Source organism: Defluviimonas sp. SAOS-178_SWC, from assembly GCF_039830135.1.
Lineage (GTDB): Bacteria > Pseudomonadota > Alphaproteobacteria > Rhodobacterales > Rhodobacteraceae > Albidovulum.
This window is the reverse complement of record NZ_CP156081.1, coordinates 216621-232475: the sequence shown is the minus strand read 5'-3', so window position 1 is coordinate 232475 and position 15855 is coordinate 216621. Positions and strand designations below refer to the sequence as shown.

At 66.5% G+C, this 15855-nt stretch carries 19 protein-coding genes and 1 riboswitch; of the genes, 8 read left to right on the top strand and 11 right to left on the bottom strand.

Features of this window, described 5'->3' with window-relative positions:
• Nucleotides 1-5: 5 nt before the first annotated feature.
• The 3 genes from V5734_RS01995 to thiB are packed head-to-tail and all read right to left on the bottom strand — an operon-like array spanning nucleotide 6 to nucleotide 3206.
• Nucleotides 6-701 (bottom strand): thiamine ABC transporter ATP-binding protein, encoded by a 696-nt coding sequence (locus V5734_RS01995; RefSeq protein ID WP_347311858.1) that lies wholly within the window; start codon nucleotides 699-701, stop codon nucleotides 6-8.
• A complete protein-coding gene (locus tag V5734_RS01990; RefSeq protein WP_347311857.1) occupies nucleotides 688-2256 on the bottom strand; it encodes a thiamine/thiamine pyrophosphate ABC transporter permease ThiP in 1569 nt (522 codons plus the stop codon). The genes V5734_RS01995 and V5734_RS01990 overlap by 14 nt, the downstream gene beginning before the upstream one ends.
• The gene (gene thiB, locus V5734_RS01985) at nucleotides 2232-3206 is read right to left on the bottom strand and encodes a thiamine ABC transporter substrate binding subunit (protein WP_347313558.1); all 975 of its coding nucleotides are present in this window, start codon (nucleotides 3204-3206) and stop codon (nucleotides 2232-2234) included. The genes V5734_RS01990 and thiB overlap by 25 nt, the downstream gene beginning before the upstream one ends.
• Nucleotides 3207-3273: 67 nt before the next feature.
• Nucleotides 3274-3376, bottom strand: a riboswitch (TPP riboswitch).
• 177 nt (nucleotides 3377-3553) lie between these two features.
• On the opposite strand from thiB, the gene aroC reads away from it, so the two are divergent.
• Together aroC and V5734_RS01975 are read left to right on the top strand one after the other, a co-directional pair.
• Nucleotides 3554-4657 carry a chorismate synthase gene (gene aroC, locus V5734_RS01980; RefSeq protein ID WP_347311856.1) on the top strand — a complete coding sequence of 368 codons (1104 nt, stop codon included), beginning with the start codon at nucleotides 3554-3556 and terminating at the stop codon, nucleotides 4655-4657.
• Nucleotides 4654-5304, top strand: coding sequence for an HD domain-containing protein (locus V5734_RS01975; protein ID WP_347311855.1), 651 nt, complete (start codon nucleotides 4654-4656; stop codon nucleotides 5302-5304). Before aroC ends, V5734_RS01975 begins: the two co-directional genes overlap by 4 nt.
• Nucleotides 5305-5345: 41 nt before the next feature.
• Here V5734_RS01975 and V5734_RS01970 read toward each other — a convergent pair whose 3' ends face one another.
• From V5734_RS01970 to V5734_RS01945, 6 genes are all read right to left on the bottom strand, one after another.
• The gene (locus tag V5734_RS01970; protein WP_347311854.1) at nucleotides 5346-6227 is read right to left on the bottom strand and encodes a DMT family transporter; all 882 of its coding nucleotides are present in this window, start codon (nucleotides 6225-6227) and stop codon (nucleotides 5346-5348) included.
• Between the two features lie 152 nt (nucleotides 6228-6379).
• The gene (locus tag V5734_RS01965) at nucleotides 6380-6667 is read right to left on the bottom strand and encodes an HU family DNA-binding protein (protein WP_347311853.1); all 288 of its coding nucleotides are present in this window, start codon (nucleotides 6665-6667) and stop codon (nucleotides 6380-6382) included.
• 142 nt (nucleotides 6668-6809) lie between these two features.
• The gene (locus tag V5734_RS01960) at nucleotides 6810-8273 is read right to left on the bottom strand and encodes an AMP nucleosidase (protein WP_347313704.1); all 1464 of its coding nucleotides are present in this window, start codon (nucleotides 8271-8273) and stop codon (nucleotides 6810-6812) included.
• A gap of 258 nt (nucleotides 8274-8531) precedes the next feature.
• Nucleotides 8532-9569, bottom strand: a complete 1038-nt coding sequence (locus V5734_RS01955) for a sulfotransferase (RefSeq protein ID WP_347311852.1) — start codon at nucleotides 9567-9569, stop codon at nucleotides 8532-8534.
• Nucleotides 9562-9933, bottom strand: a complete 372-nt coding sequence (locus V5734_RS01950; RefSeq protein ID WP_347311851.1) for a hypothetical protein — start codon at nucleotides 9931-9933, stop codon at nucleotides 9562-9564. Before V5734_RS01950 ends, V5734_RS01955 begins: the two co-directional genes overlap by 8 nt.
• 7 nt (nucleotides 9934-9940) lie before the next feature.
• Complete coding sequence (locus V5734_RS01945; RefSeq protein WP_347311850.1) at nucleotides 9941-10180, bottom strand: hypothetical protein; 240 nt, start codon at nucleotides 10178-10180, stop codon at nucleotides 9941-9943.
• A 264-nt stretch (nucleotides 10181-10444) separates the two neighbouring features.
• Between V5734_RS01945 and V5734_RS01940 the strand changes: the two genes are divergently transcribed.
• Together V5734_RS01940 and V5734_RS01935 are read left to right on the top strand one after the other, a co-directional pair.
• A complete protein-coding gene (locus V5734_RS01940; RefSeq protein ID WP_347311849.1) occupies nucleotides 10445-10738 on the top strand; it encodes a SelT/SelW/SelH family protein in 294 nt (97 codons plus the stop codon).
• 3 nt (nucleotides 10739-10741) lie between these two features.
• Nucleotides 10742-11581 (top strand): SDH family Clp fold serine proteinase, encoded by an 840-nt coding sequence (locus V5734_RS01935; protein ID WP_347311848.1) that lies wholly within the window; start codon nucleotides 10742-10744, stop codon nucleotides 11579-11581.
• A 49-nt stretch (nucleotides 11582-11630) separates the two neighbouring features.
• Here the strand turns inward: V5734_RS01935 and V5734_RS01930 are convergent, their stop codons facing one another.
• Entirely contained in the window at nucleotides 11631-12260 is a 630-nt protein-coding gene (locus tag V5734_RS01930) for a class I SAM-dependent DNA methyltransferase (RefSeq protein ID WP_347311847.1), read from the bottom strand.
• Between the two features lie 92 nt (nucleotides 12261-12352).
• On the opposite strand from V5734_RS01930, the gene V5734_RS01925 reads away from it, so the two are divergent.
• Both V5734_RS01925 and V5734_RS01920 read left to right on the top strand, forming a co-directional pair.
• The gene (locus V5734_RS01925; RefSeq protein ID WP_347311846.1) at nucleotides 12353-13213 is read left to right on the top strand and encodes an SDR family oxidoreductase; all 861 of its coding nucleotides are present in this window, start codon (nucleotides 12353-12355) and stop codon (nucleotides 13211-13213) included.
• Nucleotides 13214-13277: 64 nt separating this feature from the next.
• Nucleotides 13278-13541, top strand: a complete 264-nt coding sequence (locus tag V5734_RS01920) for a hypothetical protein (RefSeq protein ID WP_347311845.1) — start codon at nucleotides 13278-13280, stop codon at nucleotides 13539-13541.
• Nucleotides 13542-13603: 62 nt separating this feature from the next.
• Here the strand turns inward: V5734_RS01920 and V5734_RS01915 are convergent, their stop codons facing one another.
• Nucleotides 13604-14473 carry a branched-chain amino acid aminotransferase gene (locus V5734_RS01915; RefSeq protein ID WP_347311844.1) on the bottom strand — a complete coding sequence of 290 codons (870 nt, stop codon included), beginning with the start codon at nucleotides 14471-14473 and terminating at the stop codon, nucleotides 13604-13606.
• 167 nt (nucleotides 14474-14640) lie between these two features.
• Here V5734_RS01915 and V5734_RS01910 point away from each other — a divergent pair, with 167 nt between their 5' ends.
• Together V5734_RS01910 and V5734_RS01905 are read left to right on the top strand one after the other, a co-directional pair.
• On the top strand, nucleotides 14641-15150 hold the full coding sequence (locus tag V5734_RS01910; protein WP_347313703.1) for a MarR family winged helix-turn-helix transcriptional regulator: 510 nt from the start codon (nucleotides 14641-14643) through the stop codon (nucleotides 15148-15150).
• The gene (locus tag V5734_RS01905) at nucleotides 15147-15854 is read left to right on the top strand and encodes a response regulator (RefSeq protein ID WP_347311843.1); all 708 of its coding nucleotides are present in this window, start codon (nucleotides 15147-15149) and stop codon (nucleotides 15852-15854) included. Before V5734_RS01910 ends, V5734_RS01905 begins: the two co-directional genes overlap by 4 nt.
• Nucleotide 15855: the final 1 nt, after the last annotated feature.

Here is a 15855-nt window from a genome sequence, read left to right as displayed (position 1 = left end):
TCTTTTCATTTGCCGAGATAGGCGGCGAGCGCCGGGGGCGGATCGTCCAGAAGCGCCACCGTCGGCGCGGGCGGCGCGGCCCGGCCTTCGGCGACGACGATGGTTTCGGTGGAGAAGCGGCGCGCATCGCCGGGATCGTGGCTGACCATCAGCACCGTCGCGCCGGTCTCGGACGCGATATCGGCGACGAGGTCGAGCATCTCGTCCTTGAGTGCCGGGCCGAGGGCAGAGAAGGGCTCATCAAGGAGCATCAGCGGCTGGCTGCGAAGCAGCACGCGGGCCAGCGCGACGCGGCTTTGCTGGCCGCCCGACAACGTCCCCGGCCTGCGATCCTCCATCCCCCGGAGACCGGTGCGGGCCAGCGCCGCGCTCACCCGGGCGGACTCGGCTGCTGAAAGCCGCAGGTTCGGGCGAAGGCCAAGCCCAACATTCTGGGCGACGGTGAGGTGCGGAAAGAGGTTCTGGTCCTGAAACAGGATCGACAGCGGCCGCTGCCCCGGCGGCAGGTGCGACATGTCGCGTCCGTCCCAAAGGATGCGCCCCGAAGCGGCGGGGAAGAAGCCGGATATCACCGACAAGAGCGTCGACTTGCCGGCGCCCGAGGGTCCGACGACTGCGACCCGCGCGCCCTTCGTCACGGCGAAATCCGCGGTCAGGCGAAAGTCGTCCTGGGTGATGACGACGTTCTCAAGCACCAGCATCGGCGCGCCCTCCACGGTCGAAGATCCAGAAGAGCGCGAGGCTGAGCGCCAGAAGAAGAACAGCCGCCCCCGCCGCGTCCGCCATCCGGTAGGCCCCCATCAGCCGGTAGAGTTGCAAGGGCAATGTGGCGTGATCGGCGTCGGCGAACAAGGCGATCACGCCGAGATCGCCCATCGACAGCGCCGCCGTCAGCCCGGCCGCGAAGCCGAGCGGACGGCGGAGGCGCGGCACGGTGAGCAGGCGCAGCCGCGCGACGCCCTGCATCCCGAGGCTGGCCGCGAGGCGACCGTAATCCGCCTCCAGATCGCGGGCGGCAGGGATCAGCGCCCGCAGTACGAAGGGCAGGGCCATCGCCGCGTTCACAGCAACCGTGACGGGCAAGGCGAGGTCGCCGGGGCTCGCCACCGGACGCAGGAGGAGGAAGAGGCCCGTGCCGGTGACGAGCGACGAGGTGGCGAGCGGCAACATGCCCACTGTCTCAAGCATCCGCGTCCGTCCCCGCCGCGCGATGGCGAGGGCGAGCGGCAGGGCGAGCGCCATCGCGACGATCGTCGTTCCGCAGGCCACGATGAGCGAGCGGATCGCGGCATGCCAGACCTGTTCCGGCAGGGCGAGGACACGCGGCAAGCCCGCCACCATGACCGCCGCGAGCGGGGCGAGAAGGAAAAGCGCGGCCAGCCCGAGAAGAAGCGTGTCGAGCAGCCTCAGCCCGGCGCTTCCCGCGTCCCAGCGCGCCACCGGACGGTCAAGCCCGGCGCCAAAGGCAGAGGGCACCGCGAAGCGCGCGGCGACAAGAGCGGTGATAGCGCAGAGCGCAAGCTGGAGGCTCGCGAGAAGGGCGGCGCGACCGAGGTCGAAATCGAAGCGGAAGGCCTGATAGATCGCCAGCTCCACCGTCGTCGCCTTCGGCCCGCCGCCGAGCGTCAGGGCGACCGCGAAGCTGGTGAGGCAGATGAGGAAGATGGTGACGAAGATGCCGGGGCCGAGCGCCTTCAGCATCGGCCGTTCGAGATGGCGGGCGATATCGCCGGGGCCGAAGCCGAGCGCGGCGGCGAGGCGGAAGCGCTCGGCCGGGATCGCAAGCCAGCCTTGCAGGAGGAGCCGCACCGCGAGCGGCAGGTTGAAGAAGACATGCGCGAGAACGACGCCGCCGAAGCCGTAGATCGAGACGCGGTCAAACCCGAGGGCGGCGAGCCCGTCATTGAGAATGCCCGAGCGGCCGAAGATCCCGAGGATGCCCATCACCGCGACGATGACGGGCAGGATGAAGGGCGCGCCGAGAAGGGTGATCAGGGCGCCACGCCCCGGAAAGCGCCGCCGGGCCAGCGCCCGGGCAACCGGAATGGCGAGCGCGAGGCTGAGCGCCGCCGAAACCGCCGCCTGGGTCACCGTGAATCGCAAGGCCGCCCAGTCGGCCGGAGCAAGGCCGGCGAAACTCCCGGCGCGGCCCAGAACCGCGCCGAGCGTGCCGAGCGTCAACGCGAGGATCAGCGCCACGGCCGTCCCCGCGCCGAGCCAGAGCCCCGCGCTCAGCGGCTGAGCGCGGTCTGCCATTCGCCCAAGGCCGAATCGCGGATTGCCGCTGCTTCTTCGGGCGGGAAGAGCAGGCTCTTTTCCGGCCGGATCAGGGTTTCGAAACCTACGGGCAGACCGGATACTGGCGTGACGGCGGGATACATCCAGTTGGTTTCCGGGATCACGCTCTGGAAGGCATCGGTCGTCATGAAGGCCAGGAACTGGTCTGCGAGGGCATCCTGATCGGTGCCTTTCAGCTTCCCGGCGACCTCGACCTGAAGGTAGTGGCCCTCACTGAAGGCGGCGGCGGCCTTGCTGTCGTCGCTTTCCGCGATGAGATGATAGGCGGGCGAGGTCGTGTAGGACAGGACCATGTCCGCCTCGCCCTCTAGGAAGAGGCCGTAGGCCTCGGACCATCCCGGCGTCACGGTCACGATGTTGTCGGCAAGTCCTTCCCAGATTGCAGCAGCCCGGTCGCCATAGACGGCCTTGACCCAGAACAGGAGTCCGAGGCCGGGCGTCGATGAGCGCGGATCCTCGATCACGATTTTCAGATCGGACTTCGCCAACGCCTCGAAATCCGCCGGAACAGTGTCTGTTTTCGTCTTGTCGTAGACGAAAGCGAACCATCCCCAGTCATAGGGAACGAAGGTCGGATCGGTCCAGTCGACCGGCAGGTCATAGGCCGCGCCCGCTTGCCTGCCCGGGGCGAAAAGCCCGGACGCTGCGGCCGCGGCGGTCAGGCTCGTGTCGAGCCCGAGAACGACATCGGCCTCCGTCCCCTCGCCTTCCAGAAGCACGCGCGACAAGAGGGCCGCGCCGTCGCCGGTCGCGACGAACTTGAGGTCGCAGCCGCATTCGGCCTCGAAAGCCGTCTCGATCGCCGGTCCCGGACCCCAGTCCGAAACGAAGCTGTCATAGGTGTAGACCGTGAGGACGGGCTTTTCCTGCGCCATGGCCGTCGTGGCCGTCAGGAAACCCGCGATCATCAGGGTCGAGATACCGGTATGTTTCATCTCTCATCCTCCAATGGTCAGGCGGGCGGAGATGGGGGTGGCATGGTTGCCTGACCTTCCCTCCGCCGGTCTTAACCGGTTCAGGTTCAACGGGTTCGCTTTCGCATCTCAGCCCTGATCCCAGAGCACCCCGAGGTGGGCCGCACCATAGCGAAAGGCGCGGGCGGCGCAAGCGGATAGGTAAGCGGAGGGGCGCTGCCCCTCGCCCCCTCCAGGGGCAGCGCCCCGGGATATTTGCGGCGAGATGACGGAGAGAGGGGAGGGAATGCTTGAGCGCGGGCGCTGGCTTCGCTATGCCGCTTTGGCAAAGGAGCCCGTCCATGAGCCTCAATACCTTCGGCCATCTCTACCGTGTCGCCACCTGGGGTGAGAGCCATGGCCCGGCCCTGGGTGCCACCGTGGATGGCTGTCCGCCGGGAATCGCACTTGACGAGGCGATGATCCAGCACTGGCTCGACCGGCGGAAGCCCGGCCAGTCGAAATACACGACGCAGCGGCGGGAACCGGACGCGGTGCGCATCCTGTCGGGCGTCTATGAGGGGCGCACGACGGGAACCCCGATCCAGCTGATGATCGAGAACACCGACCAGCGGTCGAAGGATTACGGCGAGATCGCGCAGAAGTTCCGCCCCGGCCATGCCGACATCACCTACTGGCAGAAATACGGGATACGGGATCCCCGTGGCGGCGGGCGGTCGTCGGCCCGTGAGACCGCCGCGCGGGTGGCGGCGGGATCGGTCGCGCGCGAGGCGTTGAAGATGCTGGCGCCAGAGGTGCGGATCACGGGCTACATGGTGCAGATGGGGCGGCTCAAGGCGGATCGTGACCGGTTCGATCTGGCCGAGGTGGAGCGCAATCCCTTCTGGTCTCCGGACGCCGCCGCCGCCGCGATCTGGGCCGAGCATCTCGATGAATTGCGCAAGACCGGCAACAGCGTCGGCGCCGTGATCGAGGTCGTGGCCTCGGGCGTACCGGCAGGTCTTGGCGCGCCGATCTACGGCAAGCTCGACACCGATCTCGCCGCCGCGATGATGTCGATCAACGCGGTCAAGGGCGTGGAAATCGGCGCCGGGATGGGCGCGGCGGAACTCACCGGCGTCGAGAATGCCGACGAGATCTTCATGGGCAATGACGGCAAGCCCCGCTTCAGTTCCAACCATGCCGGGGGCATCCTCGGCGGCATTTCGACCGGGCAGGAGCTTGTCGTCCGTTTCGCGGTCAAGCCGACCTCGTCGATCCTGACGCCGCGCAAGACCATCACCATCGCCGGCGCGGAGACCGAGATCGTCACCAAGGGCCGCCACGATCCTTGCGTCGGGATCCGGGCCGTGCCGGTGGGCGAGGCGATGATGGCCTGCGTGATCCTCGACCATCTCCTCCTCCATCGCGGCCAGGTCGGCGATGCAGGTGGGCGGATCGGATGAGCCTCGCGCCGCTGCGCGCTGCCCTTCGGCAGGCCCTGGCGGCGGAAACCGGCGATGCCGCACATGATCTTGCCCATGCCGACCGGGTCTGGATGCATGCCCGGACGATCGCGCATGGCGAGGGGATGGCCCCGTCGCGCGTTCTTCTTTGCGCCGCCTACCTGCATGACCTGGTGACGTTGCCCAAGGACCACCCCAAGCGCGCGAGGGCCGCGACGATGTCCGCCTCGGCCGCCGGGCCGGTGATGCAGGCGCTCGGCCTTGCCCCGACCGAGGTCGCGCAAGCCCGCCATGCGATCGAGGCGCACAGCTTTTCCGGCGGGATAGAGCCGCAATCGCCCGAGGCGCGCATCCTTCGCGATGCCGACAGGCTGGAAGCTTTGGGTGCCATCGGCGTCGCACGATGCTTCGCCGTCTCGGGCGCGCTCGGCCGGCCCCTTTTCGATGCTGACGATCCCTTTGCCCTGGCGCGCGAGCCCGATGACGCGGTCTCCGCGCTGGACCATTTCGCGGTGAAACTCCTGAAACTGCCCGAGACATTCCTGACCCCGACGGGACGGCGTCTGGCGGAGGAGCGGGCGGCGGTGATGCGCCGCTATCTCGCCGACCTCGCGCGCGAACTGGGGGCGCCGCCGCCGGCGTGGTGATCGGCAAGGCGGTGCGGGCAGAACCGGGTTCCGTTCAGGCTTCAGCCGGTCCTCGCGGGACCCTGTTTCGAGAGTTGCACGGCGAGAATCCCGACCGTAACGATGGCCACGCCCAACCCGTCGGCAAGGCCCATCTGTTCATTCAGCAGGACGGCGGCGACGAGAACGCCGAAGAACGGATTGAGGAAGTGGTAGGTCGCCGCCCGGACGGCGCCGATCCGCGCGACCAGCCGGAACCAGATCCAGGTGGCGACCAGGCCCGGCACCAGCGTCGTATAGGCGAAGGCGAGGCCGAGGCGCGGCGTCCAGTGGATCGGCAGGCCACGCTCCACGACGGCTGCGGCGACGGCAAGAAGCGCCGCACCGACGAACATCTGCAACCCGACGATCATCAGGACATTGCCCCCGGTCGACGCCCCCCGCACCGAGAGGGTCGCGACCGCGAGGGCGAGCGCGCCGAGGCCGCAGAACAGAAGACCCGGAATGCTGACCCCGCCGGAAAACCGCGAGCCCATGATGATCGCCACGCCGACGACGCCCGCGACCAGCCCGGCGATGCCGAGCGGTCGCACCTTCTGGCCGAGGAAAAGCCAGCCGAGCAACGCCACAAGAAGCGGCATGGTCGAGGCGATGATCGCGGCGAGCGACGCCTCGATCCATTGCATCGCGACGAAGTTCAGGCCGAGATAGAGCGCATTCTGGCAAAGGCCGAAGATCAGGACCGATCGCCATTGCGGCGGCGACAGGCGCCAGCTTTGGCCGAGCGCCCGGGCGATCGCGACGCCGATGAGACCCGAGATCACGAACCGCAGCGACAATGCCGTCAGGGGCGGCGCATCCGCGACGATCATCCGCGCCGAGGTGAAGGCCGATGACCACATCAGCGCGAAGGCCAGCCCCATGAAGATCGCGCGAATGTCCAACCCTGTTCTCCGTGCCGTTGTCCCGTAGCCCTTTTGAGGGGCGACCGGGCGGGATACAAGAGGGGCGCGATCTGGGGAGTGCCCCGCGCGGTCCCGCAAAAGCAAAAGGCCGCCCCGGCCAGGGCGGCCCTGAACGCGTCCCGAGGACCGGATCAGCCGTTGACGCTGTCCTTCAGCGCCTTCGCGATCCCGACCTTCACGACCTTGTCGGCGGGCTTCGTCATCGTCTCTCCGGTGGCGGGGTTGCGCACCTGGCGCTCGGGACGGGCGCGGCACTGGACCTTGCCGATGCCCGGCAGCGTGACGGCACCGCCGCCGGCCACTTCACGGGTCACCACGGCGGCAATTGCGTCGAGAGCCGACGAGGCAGTCTTCTTGTCGGACCCCATCTCCTCGGCCAGGGCGGCGACGAGCTGGGTTTTGGTCATCGGTTTGGACATGTCTGTCTCCTCACTGGTCCCCGTTAGGTTGGGGGTTATCTGCGCCATTTAGCGTCATCTAGTGTTGCTACACAATCTTTTGTGGCCCAAAGCAAGCGATTTCCGCCCGTTTGTGGCGTTTTTTCGCCCGTTCCGCAGGGTTTCAGAGGAAGGCCGTCTCTTCGAAGCTGCGCAACTTGCGGCTGTGGATGCGTTCGAGGGGCATCTCGCGCAGCCGCTCCATCGCCTTCACCCCGATCAGGAGGTGGCGGCTGACTTGCGTCCTGTAGAAATCCGTGGCCATGCCGGGCAGCTTCAACTCGCCATGCAAGGGCTTGTCCGAGACACAGAGAAGCGTGCCGTAGGGCACCCGGAACCGGAAACCGTTCGCCGCGATCGTGGCGCTTTCCATGTCGAGCGCGATGGCCCGGCTCTGGCTCAGGCGCTGCACGGGGCCGGTCTGGTCGCGCAGTTCCCAGTTGCGGTTGTCGACCGTCGCCACTGTTCCTGTCCGCATGATCCGCTTCAGGTCGAACCCGTCGAGCTGGGCAATCTCCGCCACGGCCTCCTGCAGCGCGATCTGGATCTCGGCCAGCGCCGGGATCGGCACCCAGACCGGCAGGTCGTCGTCAAGCACCTTGTCCTCGCGCAGATAGGCATGGGCGAGGACGAAATCGCCAAGCGACTGACTGTTCCTGAGGCCGGCGCAATGGCCGACCATCAGCCAGGCATGCGGACGCAGCACCGCGATGTGATCCGTCGCCGTCTTCGCGTTGGACGGGCCGACGCCGATATTCACCAGCGTGATCCCCTGCCCGCCGCGGCGTTTCAGGTGATAGGACGGCATCTGCGGCAGCTTGGCGAGAAGCGGGATATCGCCGTCAGCAGTTCGCATCTCGTGATTTCCGGGCGACACGAAGGACGTGTAGCCCGAGGATGGATCGGCAAGGACCTGGCGCGCGAAGGTCTCGAACTCGTCGACATAGAACTGGTAGTTGGTGAAAAGGACGTGGTTCTGGAAATGCGCCGGATCCGTCGCGGTGTAATGCGCGAGCCGGGCAAGCGAATAGTCCACGCGCTGCGCGGTGAAGGGGGCAAGATGGCCCGACCCGTCGGCATTCGGTTTCGCGGTTCCGTTGACGATGTCGTCGTTCGTTGTGGCAAGGTCCGGCACGTCGAAGACGTCTCGCAGCGGGAAGTCGAGCACACCCTCCTGGGGGACCGAAACCGAGGGGTTCGAGGCCACCGCGAAATGCACGGGGATCGGCGTGGCGCTCGGCCCGACGATGACCGGAACGCCGTGGTTGCGGATCAGAAGGTCAAGCTGCTGGACAAGGTAGTTACGGAAGAGGTCCGGCCGCGTGATCGTCGCGGCATAGGTGCCGGGAACGGCGACATGGCCGAAGCTCAGCCGGCTGTCGGCCTTGGCATGGCTCGTCGTCGTGATCCGCACTTCGGGATAGAAGGCCCGGACCCGCGCTTTCGGGCGTTTGCCGGCGATCGTCTCGGTGAACGTGTCGAAAAGGAAATGCGTGGCCTGGGAATAGAGCGCCTCCAGCCGCGACACAGCCGCCTCGGCATCCGTGAACGCTTCCGGGGCCGACATCTGCGGCAACAGAATGGGCATCTGGTCCTGTGCGTTCATCGCCTCTGCTCCGCGCCGGCGTCCGGGCGACATTCGGATGGTCCCGGTCCGGTGACGTGGACCGCTAAGCACTGTCGGGAAAGATTGGTTCGTGTTCCTGTGTTCATGCCAAAACCTGACAGATCGGCCGCCCCCCCGCAAGGGGCCGGCCCCGTCGCGTTTTTGCCGGAAATCCGCGCGGATTTGCAAGAATGGCCGAGATTTTCCGCGTCCGCGTGAGGCCGCCGGGAAAGCAGGTCTTCACGATCCTTCGCCGCCGAGCCCCAGGGTGCCAAAGCCCCGCGCGGAAAGCCTGGCGTGCAGCGCTTCAGCCTCGCGGCCGAGGCCGGCATCGTGCGCTCCCGGCGCCTTGTCGGGAACCGGCCGCAATTCGCCCGCAGCGCCAGCCGGCACCCCGATCCGCGTGGCGACGGCCGCCCAGACCGCGGGATCCGCGCTCAGCGCCTCATAGGGGACGAAAGTCACGTTCGGGCACTCCGCCTCGATGGGATCGAGCGCGGCATAGACCGACAGCCAGAGCCTCAGCCAGTAGTCCATCGCCATCGGATCGCCCGAAGGCCGCGCGCCAAACAGAAACGGCCGGTGGGTCGCGCCGAATTCGTGATGGCCGAGCCAGGTCATGTAGTCCTGCGTGAAGGCGTCGGCGTCGCGAAAGCGCGCGTGCTGGCCAAGAAGACTCGCCGCGTGATCGAGCGGCCGGCGCAACGGCACGAGGAACTCCGCCTCCGGCATGGCGTCTGCCAGTGCCCGGAGCCGCAGGATGTTGTTGTTGTTCTTCGAAACGTACCGCGTCTTTCCGGTCTTCCTGAGCACCAGCCGGATCAGGTCGCGGTAGCCGTCGATCAGGTCGTCGTCCGGGTCATGCGGCATCAACCCATCGGCGCCGATATAGGCCTTGCCGTCAAAGACCCGCCAGTAGACCTCGTCGAGCGCCTCGGGGCTTTGGGTATCGACCTCGATCCCGTCGCCGTGGGCGCGTTCGGCCTTCACCCCCGGTTCATGACCCTTGCGGCTGAGCTTTGCCCAGAGGTTCGGCGCGAGGACGAAGGGCATGTCGGCATAGGTCAGCGATCCGAATTCCCCGGTCCGGTGAATCTCCCGCATCAGGATCGTCGTCCCGGCCCGGGCGAGGCCGGTCACGAAGACATGCCGGCCGGTATCCTCGGGGGAGGATTTGAGAAACGCCCCTCGCTCGATGTCATGCATCATTTCCGCCCGCGCGGGCGACGCCAGCGCCAGCCGGTGCAGCACGCGGTCCAACGCGGAATAGTCAGACACGCGTCACCTTCAACCGAAGCCAGATATAAGCGATGGAGGCGATACAAAGGACGAGGATCACGAGCGGCCGCATCAACGCTTCCCCCCAAGCGGCCATGCCGCCCGGAAAGATCAGGCCAAGGGCCGCGACCGGCGCCAGCGCCAGCATCAGCATCGCGAAGAACTGCACCGATCCCTTGCCGATCACCCAGGAATAGGACGGCAGGATCTTTTCCTTCCAGTGGTCGGAGATTCGCTTGCTCGCCAGCACCCGCCGCGACTTCTGCGCCGTCTCCGTTACCCGCCGGATCACCGGCAACAGGGGAAGGCGCAGGAAAGCCTCGCTGGCCAGCACGGCCGCGACAAGTACGAAGATCCAGATCATGCTCTGCTTATTCCGCCGGCTTGCTGCCGCCGGACGCTTTTGCCGATTTCGACTTCTTGCCCTTCATCAGCCGCTTGATCGGATAGTAGAGCACGGCGACGATGGCGAGGAAGATCGAGCCGAGCACACCAAGCACGGCGGCGATGGCGCCGGCACCGACCCCCGGACCGATATAGGCAAGTGCGGCGACGGGCTGCAGTGCGAGGGTCAAGGTCAAGACGAGGGCGGGAAATAGGGTCTTCTGCATCGAAATTCGCTTTCCTGATCGCAGGGGTCACGGGGTGAATCGCTTGGGCCAGACAGCCCCAACCCCGCGCACAATGCCAGATATCAACCCGATGCGCCAAGGATTTGCTCGGCGGGCCGGGGCGGATTCGCGCATCATCGCGCCGATATGCTGATCAAAGCGGCAGTGAGGGCGTGTTTGTTGCCCATCCGGCATCGGCGGCGCAACTTGGCAGCCTTCGCGCGCCGTGATCTAGTGCGGATGCAACCGCGGGATCAGATCGCCATGCCGGAACGTACCGTCTCCATCGCCTATTGCACCCAGTGCAACTGGCTCCTGCGTTCCGCATGGATGGCGCAGGAACTGTTGTCGACCTTCTCGACCGAGCTTGGCGGCGTGACGCTGCGCCCGGGCACCGGTGGTATCTTCGAGATCCGGCTGGGCGACGAACTGCTTTGGGAGCGCAAGCGCGACGGCGGCTTTCCTGACATCCGCCACCTCAAGCAACTCGTACGTGACCGCATCGCACCCGACCGCGACCTCGGCCATACCGACCGCAGCACCGCCAAGGAGGGTTGAGACATGTCCTTTTCCATCTCCGACGCGCTCTGGCTCTTCGTCATCCTGTCGATGCTGCAACCGATCCTCGCCCGGAAACTGACAGACATGCGGCGGCTTTCGATGATTTCCCATCTCGAAAAGCAGCGCGGCAGCCGGGTGATCCTGATGGTACACCGGCAGGAGACGATGAAGCTCCTCGGCTTCCCCCTCATGCGCTACATCGACATTCAGGACAGCGAGGACGTGCTGCGCGCGATCCGCATGACGGATGACGAGATGCCGCTCGATATCGTCCTGCACACGCCCGGCGGGCTCGTGCTGGCGGCGTTGCAGATCGCCCGGGCGGTCGAGGCCCACAAGGGAAAGGTCACGGTGTTCGTTCCGCATCACGCGATGTCGGGCGGCACCCTCGTCGCGCTCGCGGCAGATGAGATCGTCATGTGCGATCATTCCGTCCTCGGCCCGATCGACCCGCAGATCGGCCAGTTCCCCGCCGCCTCGATCGTGAAGGCGGTGGAGGCGAAACCGGTGGCAGATCTTGATGACGAAACCCTGATCCTTGCTGATGTCGGCCGCAAGGCACTGGCCCAGGTAACAGCGGCCGCGGCGGAACTGCTCGCCGTTCGTCTGCCGCGCGAGGAGGCGCAGGCCCTGGCCGAAAAACTCGCCTCCGGCACCTGGACGCACGATTACCCGATCCCCGCCGCCGAGGCGAAGGCGCTCGGCCTGCCGGTCTCCACCGACATGCCGGATGAGGTGATGACGCTGATGACCCTCTATCCGCAGCCGGTTCGGCAATCGGGCGGGGTCGAGTATCTGCCGATCCCGCGGGAACGCCCCGGCAAGGCTCGCAAGGTCTGATCGGCGCTGTCGGCAGGACGGGCTTGCGGGACACCCCGGCGCACCCGCCTCACGCTTTTCGGAAACTGACGATCCAGCCGACATCGTCGGCATGATCCGACCCGGCGGCGGGACCGTAGATCTTGAACGGGTCGGTCCGGAACGCCTCGATCCGGTCGCCGAGTTCCGCGAACCGGGCCGCGAATCCGCCCGCCTCGTAGACCGCGCTGTGGACCGTGACGGCAAAGACCGCGCCCGGTGCCGCGACGCGCAACAGTTCGTGGAACACCGCCGGCCCGACATGCCCGTGCGTGAAGGTTCCCGCGCTGATGATGCCGGAATAGATACTGTTTTCGATGGGTAGCGGCCGGGTCAGATCGGCCTGGATCACCGTGCGGTAGACTCCCTTCGCCGCCGCGATGTCCAGCATCTTTTCCGAGATATCGATTCCGTCAACCGGCGCGATACCCCGCCGCGCCAATGCCTCGGCGACAAGCCCGGTCCCCGCGCCGACATCCAGAACTGGCCCTGCCCCGCCGAGGGACACGAAGGCCCCGGCGACAATGTCGGGACTGCGGTAATCCATGTCCGCCGCGAAATCGCTGTCGTACGATGTCGCCCAGTCGCCGTAATAGCGGACCGAATCCTCGGGTGTCCGCAACGCATAGGCGCCGTCAAGATCGTGGCTCTTTCCGCTCATCCCGGCATCCGGCCACGCGGCGTGGTCCCCGTCAACCCTCGGAATGCGTGGCGGCCCTTGCGCCCGCCGATGCAAGCCGGAATAGTCGCGCCATGACGTCGACGCTTCTTTCCCTCGGCCACGGCTATTCCGCCGCCGCGCTCGGCCGCAAACTCGGCCCGACTTGGCGCATCATCGGCACCACCCGGCGGGACGACAAGGCCGAGCGGCTGCGCAACGAGGGCCTGGAGGCGCTGATCTGGCCCGGCGACGATCTTCGCCCTGCACTCGCCGATGCCACGCATCTTCTCATTTCCATTGCGCCGAAAGCGGACGGGGACCCGATCCTTGCGACGGAAGCGGACGCCATTGCCAAGGCCGCGCCCCATCTTCGCTGGGTCGGCTACCTCTCCACGACCGGCGTCTACGGCGATCATGGCGGCGACTGGGTCGATGAGAACACGCCGCTGGCGCCAACGACTGAACGCGGACGGATGCGTGTTCTTGCCGAAAGCCAGTGGCAGGCGCTGGCTGCCCGCGCCGGCCTGCCTTTGCACATCTTCCGCCTTGCCGGCATCTACGGGCCCGGGCGCGGCCCGTTCGAGAAGGTCCGGAACGGCACCGCCCGCCGGATCGTGCGCGAGAACCAGTATTTCAGTCGCATCCATGTCGAGGACATCGCCACGGTGCTGGCCGCCTCCATCGCCCGGCCCGATCCCGGCGCCATCTACAACGTCGCCGACGATGACCCCTCGCCGCCCGAAGACGTTCTGGCCGAGGCCGCGCGCCTGCTCGGTCTACCGCTGCCGCCCGAGATCGCCTTCGAGGATGCCGAGATGACGCCGCTCGCGCGCAGCTTCTACGCCGAGTCGAAGCGGGTGCGGAACGACCGGATCAAGAATGCACTCGGGGTGACGCTCGGCTACCCGGACTATCGGACGGGCCTTCGCGCGCTTCTCGACACCGAGGATTGAGGCGGAACCGAACCCATCCCATCCGCGTTGTCATCGCGACATTCCGCTAAACCGGGAGACCGCGATGAACAAGATTCTGCTCATGCTGCCGCTCGCCGCCAGCCTTGCGGCCTGCGAAACGACGACCGACCAGAACGTCACCACCGGCGCCCTCACCGGTGCCGCCGTCGGCGCGATTGCATCCGATGACGGCGACAAATTCGAAGGCGCGGTTCTGGGCGGCGCTGCGGGTGCGGCCGTCGGCAGCCTCGTTTCTGCTGCCAACCAACCGAAGCAGTGCATTTACCGCTATTCGAACGGCGCGACCTATCGCGCGCCTTGCCCGTAAGTGCGGGCGCTGTTTTTTTGTAACGAGTTGCCTCGTCCCGATCTCGGGGACTCGTGCGCAGGTCAGCTGCGCACGAGTTTTTCGTATTCGGTCACGACCCGCTTCGCCAGATCGCCGACCTCGAACATGTAGTCCCCGATCTGGCCAACCGGCGTGACCTCGGCCGCGGTGCCCGTCAGCCAGCACTGTTCGAAGCTTTCCAGCTCTTCGGGCAGGATGTGCCGCTCATGCACCTTGATCTGCATGTCCTTCAGCATCCCGATGACCGTCTGCCGGGTCAGGCCGTTGAGGAAGCAGTCGGCGAGCGGCGTATGCACCTCGCCGTTCTTCACGAAGAAGATGTTGGCACCGGTCGCCTCGGCGACATAGCCGCGAAAGTCGAACATCATCGCGTCCGAACAGCCCTTCGCCTCGGCCGCGTGTTTCGACATCGTGCAGATCATGTAAAGGCCGGCCGCCTTCGCCTCCGACGGGATGGTTTCGGGCGACGGGCGCTTCCATTTCGCGATGTCGAGCTTGGCGCCCTTCATCTTCGCGTCGCCGTAGTAGTTGCCCCATTCCCAGCCCGCGACCGCAAGGCGGACCGGGTTGCGCTTGGCCGAAACCCCCATGTCCTCACCGGACCCGCGCCAGGCGACCGCGCGGACATAGGCGTCGGTCCAGCCGTTGGCCTTCAACATCGCGTCCTTGGCGGCGTCGATCTCCTCGGCGGTATAGGGGATCGGCATGTCCAGAAGCTCGCCCGAGCGCAGAAGCCGCTTGGAATGTTCGTGGCCCTTGAAGATCTTGCCGTTGTAGCACCGCTCGCCTTCGAAGACCGACGACGCGTAGTGCAGCGCATGGGTCAGGATGTGGACCTTGGCATCGCGCCACTCCACCAGCTTGCCATCCATCCAGATCTTGCCGTCGCGATCGTCGTAGGCACCAGCCATCATATCCTCCCCGGGCGCACCCGATTTGCAAATGTTGCGCAAATAAAGTCCACATCGGACACAATATTGCGCGAAATCCGGCAATCGCTAACAGTTGAGTCTTGGAAAGTCAACATGGCTGACATAAAATCCGGACCGAGGCGTAAAGGTAGCGAGGGACCATGAGTATGGCCGCAGGCAGCCCGGGAACGCAGGGCGGCGAAAGCCTGTTGTTCCTGACCGACGAACAGTTGCGCAAGGGAATCGAGGCGATGTTCTTCGCCTACCGCGCCTTCACGTCCGATCCAGACCGGATTCTCGAGAACTACGAATATGGCCGCGCCCATCACCGCGCCATCCACTTCATCAACCGCCAGCCGGGGCTGACGGTGAACACGCTTCTGACCATGCTCGGCGTGACCAAGCAATCGTTGAACCGGGTGCTGAGGACCCTCGTGGAGGATGGTCTGGTGGAGGCGCGCGTCGGCCGCAAGGACAAGCGCGAGCGGAACCTCTTCCTCACCGACAAGGGCGCCACGCTGGAACGGGAACTCAGCGATGCCCAGCGCGCCCGGATGCGCGCCGCCTATCGCGCGGCCGGGCCGGCCGCGGTCGCCGGGTTCCGCCAGGTGCTCGAGGCGATGATGGATCCGGAAATCCGCCGCCATTACCAGTCGATCAAGGACGGTACCGCATGACAGCCCAGCCCGAGGTTCACCTCCTGATCGTCGACGATGACGAACGGATCCGCTCGCTCCTCCAGAAATTCCTGATACGCAACGGGTTCTGGGTGACCGCCGCCCGCGACGGGGCGCATGCGCGGCGCCTGCTCGACGGGCTGGAATTCGACCTCATCGTGATGGATGTCATGATGCCGGGCGAGGACGGGATCAGCCTGACCCGCGACCTCAGGGCGCGGATGACAACGCCGATCCTTCTTCTGACCGCGAAGGGCGAAACCGCCGATCGCATCGCGGGACTGGAGGCGGGGGCGGACGACTACCTTGCCAAGCCGTTCGAACCGAAGGAACTTCTCCTCAGGATCAACGCCATCCTGCGCCGGACCCCGGCGAAGGCGGAGCCGAAGCTGCCGAAGGTCCTGAACATGGGCGCCGTGCGCTACGATGTCGACCGGGGCGAGATGTGGCGCGGCACCGATCTCGTTCGCCTGACCGCGACCGAGGCGGCGCTGATGCGGATCTTCGCGGCGAAGCCCGGCGAACCGATCAGCCGCACCCAGCTGGTCGAGGATCTCGGCCGGGGATCGGGGCGGGGCGAGGCGCAGGAGCGCGCCGTGGACGTGCAGATCACGCGCCTTCGCCGCAAGTTCGAGACGGACCCGAAGCAACCGCGCTACCTTCAGACGGTGCGCGGCGCGGGCTACATGCTCGCGCCGGAATAGG